The sequence below is a fragment of the Kutzneria chonburiensis genome, assembly GCF_028622115.1.
GTDB classification, from domain to species: domain Bacteria; phylum Actinomycetota; class Actinomycetes; order Mycobacteriales; family Pseudonocardiaceae; genus Kutzneria; species Kutzneria chonburiensis.
In genome coordinates, this window is sequence record NZ_CP097263.1 from 6,129,333 (window position 1) to 6,148,484 (window position 19,152).

Sequence of the window (19,152 nt, forward strand, 5' to 3'; positions counted from 1 at the left end):
TCTCACTTCGCTCTGGGCAAATCTACGTTCGGGAGCCGACTCAGCCGGCCAGATTGCGTCGCAGCTGGTCGAGCTGACCGGCGACGCTGCCGTCGATGACCTCGTCACCGACCTTGACCACCAGACCGCCGCGCACCGCCGGGTCGATCTCGACATGCGGCACGACCTGACGGCCGTAGATCCGCTGCAATGCCGAGGCCAGCCGGTCCACCTGCGCCGCGGTCAGCTCGACGGCCGACCGCACGTAGGCGACGGAGCGCTCGCGGCGCCGGGCGGCGACCGCGGTGAGCTCCTCGAGGCCGGCGACGATGTCGCGGCCCCGCGGCGTGGTCACCAGCTGGCGGACCAGGATCTCGGTCACCGGCTCGACCTTGCCGGCGACCAGCGAGTCGACCAGCGCGGCCTTGCCGGCGGCGTTGCCGCCGCTGCCGCCGAGGACCTGGGCCAGCTCGGCCTGGCCGGCGATGATGCGGCCGAGCCGGAACAGCTCGTCCTCGACCGCGTCGAGCCGGTTGCCGCGCTCGGCGCGGACCAGCAGCGCGGTGCGGGCCAGCGATTCCAGGCCGTCCAGCAGCTCGCGGGCGCTGGACCAGCGGGCCGTGACGGCCGCCGACAGCACCTTGAGCGTGCCCTCGCCGACCTTGCTGGCCAGCAGGTTGCGCACCAGGCCCTCACGGGCCTGCGGCTCGGACGCCGGGTCCGAGACGGCGCGGCGCAGCGCGTGCTCGTCGATCAGCAGCCGGACGACGGCGAACAGCTCCTCGCCCAGCGTCACCAGGCCCTGGTCGTCGGCGCCGTCGATGACGTCGAGCAGCCGGAGTTCGGCCGCGGCGAGCGCCTCACGACTTGCGGCGTGCATCAGCTCTCTCCCTTGCTCGCGACCAGCGACGGCTGGGCCGCCGCGTCACGGGCGGACATCGCGTCCAGCTCTTCCAGGAACCGGTCGACGGTGGCGCTGCGGGCGCCCGCGTCGGCCAGGTGCTCCTCGACCAGGCGATCGGCCACTTCGACCGAACGCTGACCGAGGTAGGCGTGCAGCTCGCGGAGCAGGTGCTGGCGGCGGTTGGCGAGCTCTTCCTCGCCCCGCAGCCGGATGCGCTCGACCTCGCGGTCGGCCTGCGCCCGCAGCTCCTCGACGATGCGCTGGGCGTCGGCCCGCGCGTTGTCGCGGATCTTCGCCGCCTCCTGGCGGGCCTCGACCTGCGCGTCGGCGAACTTCGCCTCGGCGACGGCCAGCCGCTTCTCGGTCTCCGCGGCCCGCTCGATCTGGATGCGGATCTTCTCCTGCTGAGCCTGCATCGCCTTGCGCACCGGCGGCACGACGTACCGCACGATGAAGAAGACGATGATCGCGAAGGCGACGAGCTCAGCGACGTACGCGAGAACCTCGTCCATCAGCCGTTCCCCTCCAGCTCGCCGAGAATCCGGTCGACGTTGGCGTTGCCGCGCGCCGCGGGGGCGAGCTCGCCGCCGACGACCCGACCGGCCAGCGACGTCGACAGCTCACCGACGTGGGTGCGCAACTCGGCGAGGACCTGAGCGCGCTGCGCGGCCAACTGCTCGTCGCCCCGCTGCACGATCTGGTCGGCCTCGGCCTGGGCCCGCTGCCGCAGGTCGTCCAGGACGCGCTGGCCCTCGGCCCGCGCCTCGTCCCGGATCGCCGCGGACTCGGCCCGGGCCTCGGCCAACGCCTCGTTGTACTTCACCTGGGCCTGCTCGAAGGTCTCCGCCGCCTTGCGCGACTGCTCGGCCTCCTTGCTGACCATGTCCTCGCGGTCCTTCAGCGCCTTCTGCACCGGCGGCAGCACGAAGCGCCAAATGACCACCAGGACGATGGCGAAGATGATCAGCTCGCCCCAGAAGGTGCCGTTGGGCAGCAGGAAGTTTTCCTGCGCCGCGAGAACCTGCTGATCCATGGAGATCAGGCCCCCGGCTGGGAGAAGACGATCAGGGCCATGAACGCCAGGTTGATGAAGTACGCGGCCTCGACCAGACCGACGGTGATGAAGAACGGGAGGAACAGGCGGCCCTGGGCCTCCGGCTGGCGGGCAACACCGGCGATGAACTGGCTACCAGCGATACCGTCACCGATACCGGCGCCGATCGCGCCACCACCGAGGATGAGACCGCCACCGATGTAGGCGCCAGCGGTGATGATGGCGCTGTTGAGGTCAGCCATGACTCTCCTAATCGAATATTTCTTTGATGCCTGTGGTGAATGTCGTACTAAGCCAAGCAGAGAGCTGTCGGGGGGATCAGTGGTGCTCCTCCTCGTGCAGCTCCATGGACTGACTGAAGTAGAGAATCGTCAGCAGAGCGAAGATGAATGCCTGGATCAGTCCGACGAACAGGTCGAAGAGCTTCCAGATCACGTTCGGCGCCCACAGGATGTACGCCGGGAACATGCCCATGATCAGCGACACCATGATGGTGCCACCGAAGACGTTGCCGAAAAGCCGCAGCGAGAGCGAGATCGGCTTGGCCAGCTCCTCGATGATGTTCAGCGGCGCCATCCCGGCGACGTGGCCCTTGGCCAGCTGCACCAGGTGCTTGCCCGCGCCGCGGCGGCGGGCGCCGGCGACCTGGTACCAGATGAACACCAGCAGGGCCAGGGCCCAGGTGAAGTTGGCGTCCGCCGCGGGCGGCGGGATGAAGTCGTGGCCGCCGATCTGCACCGGCAGCACGGCCAGCCAGTTCGCGACCAGGATGAACAGGAACAGCGTCATGGCCAGCGGCACCACGAAGGGCGCGATCCGCAGCCCGATCAGGTTCTCCACCTGGGACCGCACCGCGCCGGTGATGGTCTCGAAGAAGAGCTGGACGCCACCGGGCACGCCGGCAGTGATCTTCGCGCGCAGCGCGAACGCCAGCGCGATCAGCACCGCGGCGGCCACCGCGCTGGCCAGCAACGTGTCCCCGTTGAACGTCAAGCCGAACAGCTCGAAGCGGAACAGGTGCGTTCCGACCTCGATCTGCGACGCGGCCACATTCTGCGTCGTCATTGCTGGCGAAGCCCCTTCACTGCCGATGCCGAGGTACTGGCGATCATGATGAGCTGGAAGACCGCGAGGCCGAGGAAGATGCCGATGCCGTCCGGCCGCACCAGGAAGTAGACCCCGATGGCGATCGCGGTGATGATGGCGAGCCGCCCGAGCGCGGAGAAGGCGAGCGCCTTCTTGTTCGGGTTCTCGGTGACCGTCACCTTGCCGACCGAGCGCTGGACGAGGCGGGTGTTGAGCAGGCCGAGCCCGAGGCCGACGACGCCGAAGACGCCCATCAGGATGTGGCCCAGCAGGCCCGACGCGACGAGCGCGAGAACCCCCATCGCGGCCGCCATCAGCAGCGGACGCTTCAGATCGATGATCCGCTGGACGTGGATGGGAGTGGGCGACGCAGCTTCCCCGGCTGACATGCTTTTCCCCTCGAACCTCATTGTTTCAGGAACTTGCGCAGCTTGGCATAGGCGAATACCCAGGCACTGACCATCCCCAGTGCCAAGCCGATGAATACGAAGACCGGAACGGTGTGCAGGACGGAGTCCAACCACCATCCGAGTCCTACTCCGCCGACGACAAGACCCACGGCTCCGGAGCCCAATCCGATCAGGCTCCACATGCTCGGCCGACCTACTTCGGGGCGGCCGTCGTTGGGCTCGGTGGCGGACATGACAGGACGGCTGTCGCTATCCCGCAGCGCGCACGGAGAGATGACGATCAGTCAAGGGCAGCTCCTCGTCGTAGCGGCGCCGTCCGAGCTTTGTGTCGGCCGTGACCTCGGTTATCCGAACGGTCACTGGGTCGGCAGGTCCCCGTCGTTCGGAGACACGGCGAACGCTACCACAGCGTACGGACGCCACTGCCACGGGCCCTCAGAGACGGGCTCGTGGTGCGTCCAGCGAGTCTGCAACCCCAAGGACTATACGCGCGGACGCAAGCTCCGGTTCGTTAATTCCCTCTACAGCCTTGACAATTCGCCCGATATGGACCTAGTTGCCGCGTGCGGCGGCCCGCGCCGCCTTGAGCCGCGGCACCGCGGAAACCCCCAGCGCGAGCAGCAGACCAGCGGCGACACCGAAGATCACCACCTCCACCGGGGCGAAGGCCAGCGCCACCGCGCCGAACGCGAGCAGCCCGGCCCACAGGTAGATCAGCAGCACCGCCCGGCGCTGCGAGTGGCCGATCTCCAGGAACCGGTGGTGCAGGTGCATCTTGTCGGCGCTGCCGATGCTCAGGCCCTTACGCGTGCGCCGGATGATGGCCATGATCAGGTCCAGCAGCGGGATGAACAGCACCGCCGCCACCACGATCAGCGGGGTCAGCAGCGCGATCAGGTCACGCGGGTCGGCCACCGAGTAGTTCAGGTCGCCGGCCTGCGAGGTGCTGGCCGCGGCCAGCATCAGGCCGATCAGCATGGACCCCGAGTCGCCCATGAATATCTTGGCCGGATTGAAGTTGTGCGGCAGGAAGCCCAGACAGGCGCCGGCCAGCGCGGCCGAGATCAGGGCCGGCGGGTACAGGTGCGCGTCGCCACCGCGCTGGTCCAGCAGCCCGAGGGAGAACGCGCAGGTGGCCGCGGCGGCGATGAAGCCGATCCCGGCGGCGAGGCCGTCGAGGCCGTCCACGAAGTTCATCGCGTTGACCATGGTGACGGTCAGCAGCATGGTCAGCAGCGTGCCCTGGCTCGGGCCCAGCACCAGGACCGAGCCGTAGCTGCCGTTCAGTCCGTCCCACGGCACCCAGAAGGCCAGCCACTGCACGCCGAACACGACCAGGATGCCGGCCGCGGTGACCTGGCCGGCCAGCTTGGTCAGCGAGTCCAGCTCGAACCGGTCGTCGATCGCGCCGACCAGCGTGATCAGCAGGCCGGCCAGCACGACGCCCCACGGCGCCAGCGAGTACGTGTAGGCCACGCGCAACACCGGCAGCTGGTGGGCCAGCAGCATCGCCGCCAGCACGCCGGCGTACATGGCCAGCCCGCCCATCCGCGGGATCGGCGTGACGTGCACGTCGCGGGTGCGCGGGTTGGCCACCGCGCCCAGCCGGATCGCCAGCACCCGGACCAGCCCGGTGAGCAGGAACGTCACCGCGGCGGCGGTCAGTCCGACCAGGAGGTACTCCCGGACGGGCAACAGGCCGGCCGCCTGGGTTGGCAACTGGGTACCCACGGCGTGCTGACGCTCCTTGTGCTGGCGGCGGTGGGAATGATGCAGGGAAGGACGCCTTCACTGCATCCAATGCAGTGAAGGCGTCCTTCCCTGCATCGGCGAGGTGCCCACCACGCTACCGCCATCCGTGTGGTGACCGGCCCGGGGGCTAGTTGATCACTTGCTGACGACGTCCTCGCCCAGCACGTCGTTGAGCTCGGCGATCGTGATCGCGCCTTCCCGCAGCACCAACGGCTTCGCGCCGGTCAGGTCCAGGATCGTGGACGCGACGCCCTTGTCGGCCGGGCCGCCGTCCAGGTACACCGCCACCGAGTCGGCCAGCTGCGCCTGCGCGTCGGCCGCCGTCGTCGCCGGGGCGTTACCGCTGCGGTTGGCGCTGGACACCGCCATCGGGCCCACTTCGCGCAGCAGCTCGATCGCCACCGGGTGCAGCGGCATGCGCAGCATCACCGTGCCGCGGGTCTCGCCAAGGTCCCAGTTCAGCGACGGGGCGTGGTTCAGCACGAGCGACAGGCCGCCCGGCCAGAACGCCTCGATCAGCTGGCGGGCCTGCGTCGGCACGGAGAAGACCAGGCCGTCGATCGTCTGCCAGGAGCCGACCAGCACCGGGATCGGCATGTCTGGCCCGCGCCCCTTGGCCTCCAACAGCGACCGCACCGCCGCCGCGTCGAACGCATCGCAGCCGATGCCGTACAGCGTGTCCGTGGGCAGCACCACCAGACGGCCCGAGCGGACCGCGCCGGCCGCCGCGGCCAGCCCCGCCTCACGGCTGTCCTGCCGGGAACAGTCATAAACAGTGCTCACGGCCGACGATCCTGACAGAGCCCCCACCACCCCCACCGCCCACCCCCAGAAGTCACATGCGGCGCGTATTTGCCTCCCAGCGTCAAATACGCGCCGCACGTGACAGTCGTGGGGACGCCCCATCAATGCGGTGGTCAGCGGGAGAGGGCGCGGAGCTGCCAACGCTGGCGGCGGTAGGTGTAGACCGCGTAGAAGATGGCGGCGGCGCCGATCACCAGTCCGGCAAGGACAAGCGGCCAGCTGCCGAGCAGTCCACCGAGGATGATCGGCACCACGCCGAACAGGGCGGCGACGCCGCCGAGGAAGGCGGCGTTGCGCGGGGCGGTCCAGATCCACTCGCGACCGGACTGGGTCTCGGCGAGCAGCGACCGCGCGGCGGCGAGCAGCTCGGCGTCGTCGGTGCCGGACAGGGCCACTCGCCGGGACAGGTCCTCGCACTGCTCCAACTGCTTGACGTCGCCGATGAGCAGGCGACCGTCACCGGTCTCGGTCCTCACCTCGACGGTACGGGCCAGCAGGGCCACGGCCAGGTAGTAGCCGATGACCGGATCGCCCTTGCGGGTCCGGGCCAACACGTCCAATTCGGCCACGGCGGTGTCGGCGTGACCGGTGGCGGCCCGCACGAGGGACAGGCCGAGCACAGCCAAGATGGACAGCGGGGCCACGACGAGGGCCCGCCGGAACTGCGACTCGGCAGCGGCCCAGTCCCGATGGGCCACATGCACGTCGCCGAGGGCCACGTAGTCGTTGCCGTCGCCGCGGATCCGGCACGCCTCCTCGAACAGCCGCTGGGCCTGCTCGAGGTCGCCGTCCTCCATCCGCAGCCAGCCCTGCGCGAACGGGTCCTCCGGACGTGACGACCGCAGCCCCGTCGGCACCAGCCGCCACTTGGTGGAGATGTCCACCCACTCCCGGCTGGCCTGCCAGTCGTTGCCCATCCGCGGCCCTCGCTCAGTAGGCTTGGTTCGGCTCGCATTCTTCCGGATGGGGAGGGCCGTGCGCACTCCACTACAGCTGGCGCTGGTCGCGGCGGTGGGCTACCTGGTCGCGGGCAGCCTGGTCGGCGTGACACTGCTGGCCGCGCACGGCAGCACCGCGGTGGCCGGCTCCCCGGTGGCCGCCCAGCTCGCGCCGACGACTGCGGTTGCCGGTCCGGCGGCGGGGTTTCAGCAGGTCAACGGCCCGGCCGGGCTGGTGACGGCGGTGCCCGACGGCTGGCAGATCAGCCCCATCCGCAACGGCTTCCAGGCCGACGACCCGCAGCACGGCGGGGCCGGCGGCCGCTTCGTGCGTTACCAGGGCGTGGCCGGCGAAGCCGATCTCTACACCTGGCTGACCGCCTACGAGAAGCAGTCCTGGTCCACCCAACCGGGTTACCAGCGCGTCCAGATGAACCAACAGAAGTTCCACGACAATCCGGCCGTGCTGTGGGAGTTCACCTACAGCCTCAACGGCCAGCCGCGGCACGTGAAGATCCTCTACTGGAACGCCAAGGGCACCCAGTACGACGTCTACGCCTCGGCCCCGACCGCCGACTGGGCGCAGACGTCGCCACTGTTCGACTCGATGGTCGCTAGCTCCTCCGTGCAGTAGCGAATCGGGGGCTGCCGGGCAGATCCAGGTGGTCCTGTACGTCGGTCAGCACTCGTCGCGAAGCCAGCAGCGCCGGTACGGACTCGCCCTGCGTGTCGTCGTGCTCGATGGCCACGCCACCACCGGACACGAGCAGGCGCGCGGCCAGCCCGACGACGTGCCGGATGACGTCGAGGCCGTCGCCGCCGGAGAACACGGCCTGCACGGGATCGTGGTCGGCCACCTCCGGCGGCACCACGGTTCCCATTGGCACGTAAGGAGGATTGCACAGCACGAGGTCGACGGAACCGTCCAGTTCGGACAGTACGCCGGGCGTCGTGACGTCGGCGGCGTGCAGCCGGATCGGGGTGTCGCCGGCGGCGGCCTGCTTGTCGGCGTTGCGCCGGGCCCAGGCCAGCGCCGAGCGGTCCATCTCCACGGCGTGCACGATCGCGTCGGGCCGGGAATGCGCTACCGCCAAGGCCAACGCGGCCGATCCGGTGCAGAGATCAACCACAACCGGGTGCGATTTCCCTTGCAGGGCAGCCAAACCCCATTCCCACAGCAGCTCGGTCTCCGGCCGCGGGATGAAAACGCCGGGCCCGACGTCCACTGTGATCGGTCCCAGCGGGGCCCAACCCAGCAGGTGCTGCAAGGGAATCCGCTTGGCCCGCTGGTGCACGAGCTTGCCGATGCCGTCGATCACCTGCGGGTCGACCAGCGGCACCAGCGGCAGCTTCATCCGCTCCACGCCGACCACGTGCGCGGCGATCTCCTCGGCGTCGAACCGGGCGCTGTCGATGCCGGCGGCGGACAGGATCCGCTCGGCGTCGAGGATGGCCAGCCGCAACGGCTGCCGGTGCCGCACGTCAGCCATTGCTGCCCACCGAGGCCAGCCGTTCGGCCCGGTCGGCCTCGGCCAGCGCGTCCAGCAGCGGGTCGAGCTCGCCGGCCAGCACCAGGTCCAGGTTGTGCGCCTTGAAGTTGATCCGGTGGTCGGAGATCCGGTTCTCCGGGAAGTTGTACGTGCGGATGCGCTCGGAGCGGTCCACCGTGCGGACCTGGCTCCGCCGGTTCTGCGAGGCCTCGGCCTGCGCCTTCTCCTCGGCCAGAGCCTGCAGCCGGGACTTCAGCACGTCCATGGCGCGGGCCTTGTTCTGCAGCTGCGAGCGCTCGTTCTGGCAGGACACCACGATGCCGGTCGGGATGTGCGTGATCCGGACCGCCGAGTCGGTGGTGTTGACGCTCTGGCCGCCGTGCCCGGACGAGCGGAACACGTCCACCCGCAGGTCCTTCTCGTCGATCTCGACGTCCTCGACGTCATCGACCTCCGGGTAGACCAGCACGCCGGCGGCCGAGGTGTGGATGCGGCCCTGCGACTCGGTCACCGGCACCCGCTGCACGCGGTGCACGCCGCCCTCGAACTTCAGCCGCGCCCAGACGCCGTCGAGGTCGTTGCCCTTCGACTTGATCACGAGCGTGGCGTCCTTGTAGCCGCCGAGATCGGAGTCGGTGGCGTCGAGCATCTCGGCCTTCCAGCCGTGCTTCTCGGCGTAGCGCAGGTACATCCGCACCAGGTCGGAGGCGAACAGCGCGGACTCCTCGCCGCCCTCGCCCGACTTGACCTCCATCACGATGTCGGAGGCGTCGTGCGGGTCGCGCGGCAGCAGCAGCTCGGTCAGCCTGGTCTCCAGGCCCGGCACCCGCTCGCGCAGCTCCTCGGCCTCGGCGGCGAACGCCGGGTCCTCCCCCGCCAGCTCCTCGGCCGCGTCGATGTCGCTGCGCACCTGCTCCAGCTCGCGGATGGTGCGCACCACCGGCGTCAGCTCGGAGTAGCGGCGGCCGAGCTTGCGTGCCGTCGCCTGATCGGCGTGCACCGAGGGGTCGGCGAGCCGCTCCTCCAGCTCGACGTACTCGGTCAGCAGCGCCTCGAGGGCCTCAGGGACGGGTCTGGTCACACTGCCTAGTTTGCCTAACGGGTCGAGGTGCCACCCGATCGGGCCAGCGCCACGGCCTCCAGCTGCGAGCCGACCTCCAGCTTGGCCAGGATGGAGCGGATCTGGCTGCGTACGGTGGCCACCGACACGACGAACTCCTCAGCCACCTTCGCGGCCCGCTGACCTGCGGCAAGCCGCTCCAGGACCTCCCGCTCACGGGTGGTCAGCCGGTCCAGCAGGCGGGTCCGGTCCTGGTCGCCGCGGTTGAGTTCGTACAGCTCGCGGCGCTCCTGCTCGGACAGCATCGACTTGCCGTGCACCGCCGCGGCGGCGGCCTGCACGAGCTGCTCGAACGGCGCGGTCTTGGACACCCAGCCGATCGCGCCGGCGACGATCGCGGCAGCGATCCGGTTGCGGCTGGACGACCCGGTCACCACCAGCACCCGCCAGCCGGCGGCCTTGAGCGGCAGCACCAGGTCGGCCCCGTCGACGTCGAGGCCGAGGTCCATGTCCAGCAGCACCAGGCCTCGCTGGTCGCCCGACTCGGCCTCGGCGATGATCTCCGCCTCGGACGTCACCGGGCAGCGGCGGGCCGGAATGCCCTGCCCCCGCAGCGCCAGCACCAGTGAGGTGGCCACGATCGCGTGATCGTCGATCACCAGAACGGGTGGCTTTGCCATCACGGGCGGCCCGCAGGCACGGCCAGGGCCGCGACGGTGCCGTGGCCGTCGGCGGCCGGGCGCAGCGACAGCGAGCCGCCGGACGCGCCGACCAGCTGCTGGCTCAGGTGCAGCCCCAGGCCGCTGCCGCCGCGCGACTCGTCGTGCACGCCGCGCCGGAACAGCTTGCCGCGCACCTCGGGGGCCAGGCCGGGGCCGTCGTCACGCACCTCGACGTGCACGCTCCGCCCGTTGGCCCTGGCCTTGACCTGCACCTTCGCCCCGGGCGCGTGGCGCTCGCAGTTGGCCAGCAGATTGGTCACGACCTGGGCGAACGCGTCGGCCGGCATGGTCGTGCGCAGGCCCGGCTCCACGTCCAGCTCCACGTCGAGGCCGTTGGTCCGGCGCAGCGTGACGATCCGCGTGAGCACCGGGTCGACCGCGCACCCGGCCGGCTCGGCTCGCTGGTCCAGCAGGTTGCGCAGGCGGCCGATCTCCTCGCGGACGGCCTCGCTGAGCAGTTCCCGGTCGTCCTTGCCGGCGGCGCTGAGCACGTGGGTCATGCCGTCAAGGCCGGCCAGCACGTTGTGCAGCTCGTGGTCCAGCTCGGCGATGCGGTCCACCCGCAGCTGCGAGGTCATGAACCGCTCGCGCAGCCGCCGGGCCAGCGCCGCGCACATGATGATCGCCCCGCACAGCCGCAGGCAGGCGCCGCCGAGGCCGGTGTTGCCGGTGTCGCGCAGCACCAGCGCGATGGCCACGACCAGCATGCCGGCGCCGAGGCCGTAGGCCATCGGGATCCGGTTGCGGATGCCGTACACGATGTAGGTGACGGTGACGGCGATCCAGGCCGCCACCACGAAGCGGTCCAGCACGCCGGCCAGCGCCAGCGCGTTCAGCGCGGGCGTGGTGTAGATCAGCATGGCCAGCGCGACGCTGACCACGATGCCGAGCAGGCCGCCCGGGACGCCCATGGTCAAGCGCGGTTGGCTGGGCACCAGGGCGAAGGCCATCAGCACCAGGAAGATCAGGCAGCCGGCGAACCGCAGCAGCGCCATCAGGTGCTGGGTGTCCGGGCTGGTGAAGGCGATGACCGTGGCCGGCAGCACAACCAGCGCGTAGACCGTTACGGCGGCGGCCAGTCCGCCGATACCTCTGCTGTCGTCCAGCCTGGCCAGGAAGAAGGCGAGTACCACACCGCACGCGGTGATACCGGCGACCGCGATGACCAGCACGAGCTGGCCGGCCTGGTCCGGCATCAGCGTGCGGGCCGGGGAGAGGTTCACCGCGATGGTGGCCAGCACCGCGACCACCACCGGCACCCGGACGGCCGGTACTCGCGACAGCATCCAATCCCGCCCTGTCATGCGCAGCCCCCTGCCCACAACGTCGGCGCGGTCGTGGGAGAACGACCGCTTGGTGATGATTCAACCAACCGGCCTATCGACCGGACCCCCGGACGCGTTATCCGGATCGCGGGCACGAATATCGGTCACCGGGTGATCGGCGATCTGGTTGCTCGTTTTCCGTGGCCCAGGGGCGAATACCCAATTTTGACGATGAGCGGCCGGCGGCGCCAGGGCAGTCTTGGTGGTGTCGAACTTCGCCGGGGTCCGGGAGAGCCCCGACGGGGCGATGCAAGACCGTGGCGGCGTCGGTAGCCCCCAGCCGGCGCCGCCACGGCGCACGAAGTCATTCCCAGCCAGAACGCGCCCGCGTCCGCGGGCAGGGTCCGGCCGGCACCCCCAGACGGCCGGGCCAGGTAGGACGCGAGAGGGCCCCGCAGCCAGTGGCTACGGGGCCCTCTCGACGTCTTTAGTTACGCACTCACTTCTGGCGCTTGCCGTAGCGGGCCTCGAAGCGGGCGACGCGGCCACCGGTGTCCAGGATCTTCTGCTTGCCCGTGTAGAACGGGTGGCAGTTGGAGCAGACCTCGACGTGGATGGCGCCGTCGCGCTTGGTGCTGTGGGTCGTGAAGGTGTTGCCGCAACCACAGGTCACGGACGTCTCCACGTACTCCGGGTGAATGCCGGCCTTCATCGCTCGTTCCTCTCATCGGCGGCCGCCGGGTCCCCGTGGCTGGTGCTGGGGTGAACCGGAGCCTTTCTCGACCATCCATTCTGCCAGATGGCCCGACACCTGCTAGAACAGGCCTGGTCGGGCGTTTGTTCCCGGTCGACCACTCGCCGTGCGAGAAGGCCCGCTGACCGCCGGAAGCGGCCTTATACCGACCTCACCCGCCCGCCGAATGGGCCGTTCGCCACACTGTGGGCCGTGTCGTGCGCGCTCGAAGCCTGCTCGCCGGCGCGGCCGCTGCCGGTCGCGCTGTGGCTGACCGTGCCGGTGCTGTTCACGGCCACGGTGCTGGGCCTGCTCGCGGCCGCGTGCCTGGTGCTGGGCGTGGGTGACGGCTCGGTGCCGCTGTCGACGCCGGTGTTCGGCGCGGCCGCCGCGGTGACGGCGGCGCTGCACCCCGGGGTGTCGTGGGGCCGCCGGGAGCGGCTGCGCCGGGCCGCCCGCGGCTACCCCGCTGTGGTGCTGGCCGCGGGGATCGCGGTGTGCTGGCTGTCCGTGCCCGACCTGCTGGCCGTGACCATCGGCGCGCCGGCGGCGGTCGCGTCGGTGGCGTTGTGCGTGTGGGAGCGCAGCGACTACCAACTTTCGTCTGACCACCGGGCGTGACCGACCGCTCACGTTTCCACTCCCGGCAATCGCCGATGACGTGACCGCGGTCACGCTCCTAGCGTCGCCCTCAGCTCGTCAGGAACTCACCTGCTGAGGGGACATGACGTGAACCGTTTTCTGCACACCGTGGCCAAGGCCGCGTTAGCCGTCACCCTGTCCGTCACCGCACTCTCCGCCATCCCGCTGGCCACGGCCTCGGCCGCGCCCGCCGTGGTCGCCGCGCCCATGTCGGCCGGCGACGGCACCGCCGCCGGGGCCGTCGCCTGGTACCAGGCGCACAACGGCAGCACCGCCTACCAGGGCTACTGCGAGAAGGCGGCGGAGAACGCCTATGGCACCACCGGTGTCTGGGCCTCGGCCAACGCGCACTGGAACGGCGCATCGCCCAAGCACCCCGGCGACAAGAACCCGCCGCTGGGGGCGTTCGTCTACTGGAACATCAGCGCCTACGGCCACGTCGGCATCTCCGACGGCGCCGGCGGTTTCTGGGCCTCCAGCGTCAACGGCCGCATCGGCCACGTCACCCGGTCCATGGGCGGCGTCGACTACTTCAACGCCTACCGCGGCTGGACCCCGGCGGCCCGCCCCCACCAGTAAGCCACCTGTCCGGGGACCGCGAGCCCCCGCCGGGGTCCCCACCGATAGGAAGGGGCCCTTCCTGACGTTGAACGTCAGGAAGGGCCCCTTCACTGCATCGATCAGTCGTTGTCGCCGTTGCTGCCCGGTGTGGTCTTCGCCACCTGCATCAGGAACTCGATGTTGGTGCGGGACTTGCGCAGCCGGTCCAGCAGCAGGTCGATGGCCTGCTGGCTGTCCAGGGCGTGCAGCACGCGGCGCAGCTTGTGCATCACGGCCAGCTCGTCCGGCGGGAGCAGCAGCTCCTCCTTGCGGGTGCCGGACGGGTCGACGTCGACGGCCGGGAAGACCCGCTTGTCGGCGATGCGCCGGTCCAGCTTGAGCTCGGCGTTGCCGGTGCCCTTGAACTCCTCGAAGATGACCGTGTCCATGGTCGACCCGGTCTCCACCAGCGCGGTCGCGAAGATGGTCAGCGAGCCGCCACCCTCGATGTTGCGCGCGGCGCCGAGGAAGCGCTTCGGCGGGTACAGCGCGGTCGAGTCGACACCACCGGACAGGATGCGGCCCGAGGCCGGCGCGGCCAGGTTGTACGCGCGGCCGAGACGGGTGATCGAGTCGAGCAGCACGACCACGTCATGGCCCATCTCGACCAGGCGCTTGGCCCGCTCGATGGACAGCTCGGCCACCGAGGTGTGGTCGCCCGGCGGGCGGTCGAAGGTGGAGGCGATGACCTCGCCCTTCACCGACCGCTGCATGTCGGTGACCTCTTCCGGACGCTCGTCCACCAGCACCACCATCAGGTGGCACTCGGGGTTGTTCGTCGTGATCGCGTTGGCGATCGACTGGAGCACCGAGGTCTTGCCGGCCTTGGGCGGCGACACGATGAGCGCGCGCTGGCCCTTGCCGACCGGCATCACCAGGTCGATGACGCGGGTGGTGAGGATGTGCGGCTCGGTCTCCAGGCGCAGGCGCTCGTTGGGGTAGAGCGGCGTGAGCTTGGTGAACTCGGGCCGGTTGCGCACCTGGTCGGGCTCGAGGCCGTTGATGGTGTCCACGCGCACCAGCGGGTTGAACTTCTGCCGCTGCTGCTCGCCCTCACGGGGCTGGCGCACCGCGCCGGTGATGTTGTCGCCGCGGCGCAGGCCGTGCTTGCGCACCAGCGACAGCGAGACGTAGACGTCGTTCGGGCCGGCCAGGTAGCCGGAGGTGCGCACGAAGGCGTAGTTCTCCAGCACGTCGAGGATGCCGGCGACGGGCAGCAGCACGTCGTCGTCGCGGACCTCGGTGTCGCCACCGCCGCCGCCCTGGCCGCGCTCGACGCCGTCACGCCCGCGCCGGTTGCGGTCGCGGAACCGACGGCCGCGGCGACCGCCGCGCTCGTCGTCATCGTCCTGCTGCCGGTTGTCCGGGCGGTTGTTCTGCTGGCGGTCGCCACGGTCACCACGGTCGCCGCGCTGGTCGTTGCGGTCGCCACGGTCACGCTGGCGGTCGCCACGGTCACCCTGCTGACGGTCGCCCTGCTGGCGCTCGCCACGGTCGCCGCGGTCGCCCCGCTGCTCGTTGCGGTCGCCACGGTCACGCTGCGGACGGTCGCCGTCCTGCTGGCGCTCCTGGCGCTCGGCCCGCGGCTCACCGCCCTGCTGCGGCTGCTCCGTGCGCTGCTCGGCGCCGCCCTCGGGCGAACCCGCGGGACGGCTGGCGGCGCGGCGGCGGCGGTTGTTGCGACGGCCGCCCTCCTCGTCGCTCTGCCGCGGCGCGGGGGCCGTCTCGGTGGGAGCCTCGACTACGGGCGCGGGAGCGGCGGCAACCTCGACGGGCGCAGCCTCGGCCTTGGCGGCCTTCTCCTTCTTGCCGTCGGTGGCGCGGGCGGGCTTCTCGCTGGTGCGGCGGGCCGGCTTGGACGCGGTGACACCGGTCAGCGGCAGCTCGGCCGTCTCGGCGCGACCGCCGGCGGACCCCTGGCGCTCCTTGATCGCGGCGATCAGGTCACCCTTGCGCATGCCCGCGGTGCCGCTGATGTTGAGTTGACCGGCGAGCTCGCGCAGTTCCGCGAGCACCATGCCGGACAGTCCTGCGCGGCGCTTCGTGGTGGTCAGCGGGGTCTCCTTGGATTCGGTACGGGGGGCAGGAGCCGAGTCCTGCTGGGAACCCGGCGCGGCGGACACCGCGTCGCTGCCCAAGAGATCGGTGTTGCTCACACATGTCCTTCCTGACCGGTCCGAGCCTCCTACTTGGACCAGCTGCGCCGTCCCGAACGACTGAACGGCGCGGGCGCCCGTGAGCGGGCGGAAAGCCGCGAACACGGGACTTGTCGGTCACCACAGCGGCCGGGTATCCCGCCAGACGTCGAGGACCGACATTCCGATCGGGAGATGCGTACCGGGACGAGTGCCCGGGCACGACACCGGCGCCCGTGCGCTCGGTGACTGATCTACCCTGAGGGTAGACGGCAGGCCCGCATGGTGCAACAACCGGCCCCCGGCGTGGCGCTGATGGCGTCAACACCCCCCACCTGCGTTTTGTTCCAGAATCAACCGATCGGCCGAACCTGTACGCCGTCCCGGTCGATTTCCAGCCGATGCGCCGCGAACCCGGTCAGGTCCACCGTCGGCGGCACCTCTCGATCGCCGCTGACCAGCGTGAACACCGTCGGGCCGGCGCCGGAGACGGTAGCCGGGAAACCGGCCGCGCGCAGCGCTTCGACACCACGGATCGTGTCCGGCCAGGCCGGTTCGCGATACCCCTGGTGCAGTCGATCCTCCGTAGCGGGCATCAGCAGATCCGGCGCGGTTGTCACGGCGTGCACGGCCAAGGCTGCCCGTCCGGCCGCGAACGCGGCGTCGACGTGCGGCACCTGCGCCGGCAGCAGGCCGCGCGTGGTCTTGGTCGAGGACTCCGTGGCCGGGATGAACACCATGGCGTGCAGGTCGGCGTGCGGTTCGAGGCGAACGGCCCGGTAACTCTTGTCCTCGCTCCAGGCCAGCACGAGACCGCCATACAGGCTGGCCGCCGCGTTGTCGGCGTGCCCCTCGAACTCCGCGGCCAGCTGCAACGCCCGGTCATCCAACGTCCGGCCGGCCAGCGCGTAGCCGGCGGCGACGCCGGCCACCACCGCGGCGGCCGAAGAGCCGAGCCCGCGGGAATGCGGGATGACGTTGCGGCAGCGGACAATCAGCCCATCGGGCGTGCCCTCGACGGACCGGATCGCCCGTACCAGCAGATGGTCCTCGTCCAGCGGCACCTGTCCCGCACCTTCGCCCTGCACCTTTATGTCCAGACCGGCGTCCGCGGCTTCCACCGTGACCTCGTCGTACAGGCCGAGCGCGATGCCCAGGGCGTCGAAGCCGGAGCCCAGATTGGCCGTGGAGGCCGGCACCCGGACGTGAACCGCCCTCACACCAGCTCCAGGGCGTGCGCCACCGCCGAAGGCTCCACCGGCAGCACCTCGAACTCCGGCATGCCCTTCAGCGCCGTGTCCGGGTCCTTGAGGCCGTGACCGGTCACGGTGCAGACGACCGTGGAACCCTTGGGCAGCCGCCCATCCGCGGCCGTCAGCAGCAGACCGGCGATGCTGGCCGCGGAGGCGGGCTCCACGAACACGCCCTCGCGTGCGGCCAGCAACCGGTATGCGGCAAGGATCTGATCGTCGGTGACAGCGTCGATCAGGCCGTTCGACTCGTTACGCGCGTTGATCGCGCCGTCCCAGGAAGCGGGATCGCCGATGCGGATGGCCGTGGCGATCGTCTCCGGGTGCTTCACCGGCTCGCCGGTCACCAGCGGGGCCGCGCCGGCCGCCTGGAAGCCGAACATCCTTGGCGTGGCGGCAATCACGCCGTCCTTCGCGTACTCCGTGTAACCCTTCCAGTACGCCGTGATGTTGCCGGCGTTGCCCACCGGCAGCAGGTGGAAGTCCGGCGCGTGGCCGAGCACGTCGCAGACCTCGAAGGCGGCGGTCTTCTGGCCGTCGATACGGATCGGGTTCACCGAGTTCACCAGGTTGATCGGGAACTCGGCGGCGGTCTTGCGGGCCAGTTCGAGGCAGTCGTCGAAGTTGCCGTCCACCTGGAGGATGCGACAGCCGTGCATGACCGCCTGAGCCAGCTTGCCCAGCGCGATCTTGCCGCTGGGCACGAGCACCGCGCAGGTGAGCCCGGCCTTGGCCGCGTAGGCGGCCGCGGAGGCGGAAGTGTTGCCCGTGGAGGCACAGATGACGGCCTTCGCCCCTTGCGCCACGGCCAGGGTGACCGCGGCGGTCATGCCGCGGTCCTTGAACGAGCCGGTCGGGTTCGCGCCCTCCACCTTCAGGAAGACGCGGCTGCCGGTCAGCCCGGACAGGTGCTTGGCCTCGACCAGCGGCGTGCCGCCCTCGTGCAGCGTGACGATCTCGGCGTCGGCCGGCAGCGGGATGCGGTCCCGGTACGCGGCGATGATGCCCGGCCAGCCCGCCCTGATCGCGGTGGTCATGACTCTTCCCCTTCGACCCTCATCACGCTGACGACCTCCCGGACCACCGGCAGGCCGGCGATCTTCTCCACGGTTCCGCGCAGCGCTGCGTCGGAGGCGGCATGGGTGACCACGACCAGGCTGGCGTCCACCGGACGGCCCTCCTGGCGGACCACGGCGATGCTCACGTCGTGCTCGGCGAACACGGCGGCGACCTGGGACAGCACGCCCGGCCGGTCGGCCACGTCCAGACTGATGTGATAGCGGGTGCTGGCCTGGCCCATCGGCCGCACCGGCAGGTCGGCGTAGGCCGACTCGCGCGGCCCGCGCCCACCGGCGACGATGTTGCGCGCCACCGCGACCAGGTCGCCGAGCACCGCGCTGGCCGTCGGCGCGCCGCCCGCGCCCTGGCCGTAGAACATCAACTGGCCGGCCGCGTCCGCTTCCACGAACACGGCATTGAACGCGCCGCCGACCGAGGCCAGCGGATGGCTGTTCGGGATCATCGCCGGGTGCACGCGCACGGCCACCGACTCCACGCCGTCGGCGTCGGTGACCCGCTCGCAGATGGCCAGCAGCTTCACCGTGCGGCCGAGACCGCGGGCCGCCGCGATGTCGGCCGAGGTGACCGCGGAGATGCCCTCGCGGTGCACGTCGCCGGCGGTGACCCGGGTGTGGAAGGCCAGCGAGGCCAGGATGGCCGCCTTGGACGCGGCGTCGAAGCCGTCGACGTCCGCGGTCGGATCCGCCTCGGCGTAGCCGAGGCGGCTGGCCTCGTCGAGCGTCTCGCCGTAGCCGGCGCCGGTGGCCGACATCGCCGACAGGATGTAGTTCGTGGTCCCGTTGACGATGCCCATCACGCGGGTGATCCGGTCCCCGGCAAGGGATTCCCGCAGCGGACGCAGCAGCGGGATGGCCCCGGCCACGGCCGCCTCGAAGTAGATGTCCGCACCCGAGGCGTCGGCCGCGGCGTACAGCTCCGGGCCGTGTTCGGCCAGCAGCGCCTTGTTCGCCGTGACCACGGACTTGCCGGCCCGCAAGGCTTTCAGCAGCAGCGAGCGCACCGGCTCGATGCCGCCGATGACCTCCACGACAACGTCCACATCGGACTCGACCAGCGAGTCGGCGTCGGTGGTCAGCAGCTCGGCCGGCACCTCGCGGTGCTTGTTGGGCCGGCGCACCGCGATGCCGGTCAGCTCGACCGGCGTGCCGATCCGGGCCGCGAAGTCCTCCGCCTGGTCGGTGAGCAGCCGCGCCACCTCGGTGCCGACGGTGCCGCAGCCGAGCATCGCGACCTTGATGGGTTTCACGA

The 19,152-nt window shown here is 70.6% G+C and carries 22 protein-coding genes; 3 read left to right on the top strand and 19 right to left on the bottom strand.

The window, feature by feature from the left end; translation table 11 throughout:
- Nucleotides 1–40 precede the first annotated feature (40 nt).
- The 10 genes from M3Q35_RS27740 to M3Q35_RS27785 all read right to left on the bottom strand — a co-directional run bounded on the left by M3Q35_RS27740 (nucleotide 41) and on the right by M3Q35_RS27785 (nucleotide 6,906).
- The gene (locus M3Q35_RS27740) at nucleotides 41–859 is read right to left on the bottom strand and encodes a F0F1 ATP synthase subunit delta (protein ID WP_273935469.1); all 819 of its coding nucleotides are present in this window, start codon (nucleotides 857–859) and stop codon (nucleotides 41–43) included.
- Complete coding sequence (gene atpF, locus M3Q35_RS27745) at nucleotides 859–1,395, bottom strand: F0F1 ATP synthase subunit B (RefSeq protein ID WP_273935470.1); 537 nt, start codon at nucleotides 1,393–1,395, stop codon at nucleotides 859–861. Before atpF ends, M3Q35_RS27740 begins: the two co-directional genes overlap by 1 nt.
- Complete coding sequence (locus M3Q35_RS27750) at nucleotides 1,395–1,916, bottom strand: F0F1 ATP synthase subunit B (protein WP_273935471.1); 522 nt, start codon at nucleotides 1,914–1,916, stop codon at nucleotides 1,395–1,397. The genes atpF and M3Q35_RS27750 overlap by 1 nt, the downstream gene beginning before the upstream one ends.
- 5 nt (nucleotides 1,917–1,921) lie before the next feature.
- Nucleotides 1,922–2,179 (bottom strand): F0F1 ATP synthase subunit C, encoded by a 258-nt coding sequence (locus M3Q35_RS27755; protein WP_043722349.1) that lies wholly within the window; start codon nucleotides 2,177–2,179, stop codon nucleotides 1,922–1,924.
- A 76-nt stretch (nucleotides 2,180–2,255) separates the two neighbouring features.
- Nucleotides 2,256–3,002 carry a F0F1 ATP synthase subunit A gene (gene atpB, locus M3Q35_RS27760; protein ID WP_273935472.1) on the bottom strand — a complete coding sequence of 249 codons (747 nt, stop codon included), beginning with the start codon at nucleotides 3,000–3,002 and terminating at the stop codon, nucleotides 2,256–2,258.
- Nucleotides 2,999–3,412 (bottom strand): ATP synthase subunit I, encoded by a 414-nt coding sequence (locus M3Q35_RS27765; RefSeq protein WP_273935473.1) that lies wholly within the window; start codon nucleotides 3,410–3,412, stop codon nucleotides 2,999–3,001. The genes atpB and M3Q35_RS27765 overlap by 4 nt, the downstream gene beginning before the upstream one ends.
- 17 nt (nucleotides 3,413–3,429) lie before the next feature.
- Complete coding sequence (locus tag M3Q35_RS27770) at nucleotides 3,430–3,666, bottom strand: AtpZ/AtpI family protein (protein ID WP_273935474.1); 237 nt, start codon at nucleotides 3,664–3,666, stop codon at nucleotides 3,430–3,432.
- 319 nt (nucleotides 3,667–3,985) lie between these two features.
- Nucleotides 3,986–5,164 (bottom strand): glycosyltransferase family 4 protein, encoded by a 1,179-nt coding sequence (locus M3Q35_RS27775; RefSeq protein WP_273935475.1) that lies wholly within the window; start codon nucleotides 5,162–5,164, stop codon nucleotides 3,986–3,988.
- Nucleotides 5,165–5,320: 156 nt separating this feature from the next.
- Entirely contained in the window at nucleotides 5,321–5,968 is a 648-nt protein-coding gene (locus tag M3Q35_RS27780; protein ID WP_273935476.1) for an L-threonylcarbamoyladenylate synthase, read from the bottom strand.
- A gap of 134 nt (nucleotides 5,969–6,102) precedes the next feature.
- Nucleotides 6,103–6,906: a tetratricopeptide repeat protein gene (locus M3Q35_RS27785; protein WP_273935477.1), complete on the bottom strand. Its 804-nt coding sequence runs from the start codon at nucleotides 6,904–6,906 to the stop codon at nucleotides 6,103–6,105.
- 58 nt (nucleotides 6,907–6,964) lie between these two features.
- Between M3Q35_RS27785 and M3Q35_RS27790 the strand changes: the two genes are divergently transcribed.
- Complete coding sequence (locus tag M3Q35_RS27790) at nucleotides 6,965–7,561, top strand: hypothetical protein (RefSeq protein ID WP_273935478.1); 597 nt, start codon at nucleotides 6,965–6,967, stop codon at nucleotides 7,559–7,561.
- On the opposite strand, the gene prmC is transcribed toward M3Q35_RS27790, so the two are convergent.
- The 5 genes from prmC to rpmE form a co-directional block, all read right to left on the bottom strand.
- Nucleotides 7,542–8,417 carry a peptide chain release factor N(5)-glutamine methyltransferase gene (gene prmC, locus M3Q35_RS27795; protein WP_273935479.1) on the bottom strand — a complete coding sequence of 292 codons (876 nt, stop codon included), beginning with the start codon at nucleotides 8,415–8,417 and terminating at the stop codon, nucleotides 7,542–7,544. The genes M3Q35_RS27790 and prmC overlap by 20 nt on opposite strands.
- Nucleotides 8,410–9,498, bottom strand: coding sequence for a peptide chain release factor 1 (gene prfA, locus M3Q35_RS27800; RefSeq protein WP_273935480.1), 1,089 nt, complete (start codon nucleotides 9,496–9,498; stop codon nucleotides 8,410–8,412). Before prfA ends, prmC begins: the two co-directional genes overlap by 8 nt.
- Before the next feature lie 14 nt (nucleotides 9,499–9,512).
- A complete protein-coding gene (locus M3Q35_RS27805; protein ID WP_273935481.1) occupies nucleotides 9,513–10,157 on the bottom strand; it encodes a LuxR family transcriptional regulator in 645 nt (214 codons plus the stop codon).
- Complete coding sequence (locus tag M3Q35_RS27810) at nucleotides 10,157–11,485, bottom strand: sensor histidine kinase (RefSeq protein ID WP_273935482.1); 1,329 nt, start codon at nucleotides 11,483–11,485, stop codon at nucleotides 10,157–10,159. The genes M3Q35_RS27805 and M3Q35_RS27810 overlap by 1 nt, the downstream gene beginning before the upstream one ends.
- Before the next feature lie 478 nt (nucleotides 11,486–11,963).
- The gene (gene rpmE, locus M3Q35_RS27815; protein WP_273935483.1) at nucleotides 11,964–12,176 is read right to left on the bottom strand and encodes a 50S ribosomal protein L31; all 213 of its coding nucleotides are present in this window, start codon (nucleotides 12,174–12,176) and stop codon (nucleotides 11,964–11,966) included.
- A 234-nt stretch (nucleotides 12,177–12,410) separates the two neighbouring features.
- Here rpmE and M3Q35_RS27820 point away from each other — a divergent pair, with 234 nt between their 5' ends.
- Together M3Q35_RS27820 and M3Q35_RS27825 are read left to right on the top strand one after the other, a co-directional pair.
- Complete coding sequence (locus M3Q35_RS27820) at nucleotides 12,411–12,818, top strand: hypothetical protein (RefSeq protein WP_273935484.1); 408 nt, start codon at nucleotides 12,411–12,413, stop codon at nucleotides 12,816–12,818.
- A 108-nt stretch (nucleotides 12,819–12,926) separates the two neighbouring features.
- On the top strand, nucleotides 12,927–13,418 hold the full coding sequence (locus tag M3Q35_RS27825) for a CHAP domain-containing protein (protein WP_273935485.1): 492 nt from the start codon (nucleotides 12,927–12,929) through the stop codon (nucleotides 13,416–13,418).
- A gap of 101 nt (nucleotides 13,419–13,519) precedes the next feature.
- Here M3Q35_RS27825 and rho read toward each other — a convergent pair whose 3' ends face one another.
- The 4 genes from rho to M3Q35_RS27845 all read right to left on the bottom strand — a co-directional run bounded on the left by rho (nucleotide 13,520) and on the right by M3Q35_RS27845 (nucleotide 19,150).
- Nucleotides 13,520–15,595, bottom strand: a complete 2,076-nt coding sequence (gene rho, locus M3Q35_RS27830) for a transcription termination factor Rho (protein ID WP_273935486.1) — start codon at nucleotides 15,593–15,595, stop codon at nucleotides 13,520–13,522.
- A gap of 332 nt (nucleotides 15,596–15,927) precedes the next feature.
- A complete protein-coding gene (gene thrB, locus M3Q35_RS27835) occupies nucleotides 15,928–16,794 on the bottom strand; it encodes a homoserine kinase (protein ID WP_273935487.1) in 867 nt (288 codons plus the stop codon).
- Nucleotides 16,791–17,861 (bottom strand): threonine synthase, encoded by a 1,071-nt coding sequence (gene thrC, locus M3Q35_RS27840; protein ID WP_273935488.1) that lies wholly within the window; start codon nucleotides 17,859–17,861, stop codon nucleotides 16,791–16,793. The genes thrB and thrC overlap by 4 nt, the downstream gene beginning before the upstream one ends.
- Nucleotides 17,858–19,150, bottom strand: coding sequence for a homoserine dehydrogenase (locus M3Q35_RS27845; RefSeq protein WP_273935489.1), 1,293 nt, complete (start codon nucleotides 19,148–19,150; stop codon nucleotides 17,858–17,860). Before M3Q35_RS27845 ends, thrC begins: the two co-directional genes overlap by 4 nt.
- Between the last annotated feature and the right edge of the window lie 2 nt (nucleotides 19,151–19,152).

Bases quoted from the DNA above. Each gene is read 5' to 3' on its own strand.
- M3Q35_RS27740 (WP_273935469.1), bottom strand. From the start codon at position 859: ATGCACGCCGCAAGTCGTGAGGCGCTCGCCGCGGCCGAACTCCGGCTG.
- atpF (WP_273935470.1), bottom strand. From the start codon at position 1,395: ATGGACGAGGTTCTCGCGTACGTCGCTGAGCTCGTCGCCTTCGCGATC.
- M3Q35_RS27750 (WP_273935471.1), bottom strand. From the start codon at position 1,916: ATGGATCAGCAGGTTCTCGCGGCGCAGGAAAACTTCCTGCTGCCCAAC.
- M3Q35_RS27755 (WP_043722349.1), bottom strand. From the start codon at position 2,179: ATGGCTGACCTCAACAGCGCCATCATCACCGCTGGCGCCTACATCGGT.
- atpB (WP_273935472.1), bottom strand. From the start codon at position 3,002: ATGACGACGCAGAATGTGGCCGCGTCGCAGATCGAGGTCGGAACGCAC.
- M3Q35_RS27765 (WP_273935473.1), bottom strand. From the start codon at position 3,412: ATGTCAGCCGGGGAAGCTGCGTCGCCCACTCCCATCCACGTCCAGCGG.
- M3Q35_RS27770 (WP_273935474.1), bottom strand. From the start codon at position 3,666: ATGTCCGCCACCGAGCCCAACGACGGCCGCCCCGAAGTAGGTCGGCCG.
- M3Q35_RS27785 (WP_273935477.1), bottom strand. From the start codon at position 6,906: ATGGGCAACGACTGGCAGGCCAGCCGGGAGTGGGTGGACATCTCCACC.
- prmC (WP_273935479.1), bottom strand. From the start codon at position 8,417: ATGGCTGACGTGCGGCACCGGCAGCCGTTGCGGCTGGCCATCCTCGAC.
- M3Q35_RS27805 (WP_273935481.1), bottom strand. From the start codon at position 10,157: ATGGCAAAGCCACCCGTTCTGGTGATCGACGATCACGCGATCGTGGCC.
- M3Q35_RS27810 (WP_273935482.1), bottom strand. From the start codon at position 11,485: ATGCTGTCGCGAGTACCGGCCGTCCGGGTGCCGGTGGTGGTCGCGGTG.
- rpmE (WP_273935483.1), bottom strand. From the start codon at position 12,176: ATGAAGGCCGGCATTCACCCGGAGTACGTGGAGACGTCCGTGACCTGT.
- thrC (WP_273935488.1), bottom strand. From the start codon at position 17,861: ATGACCACCGCGATCAGGGCGGGCTGGCCGGGCATCATCGCCGCGTAC.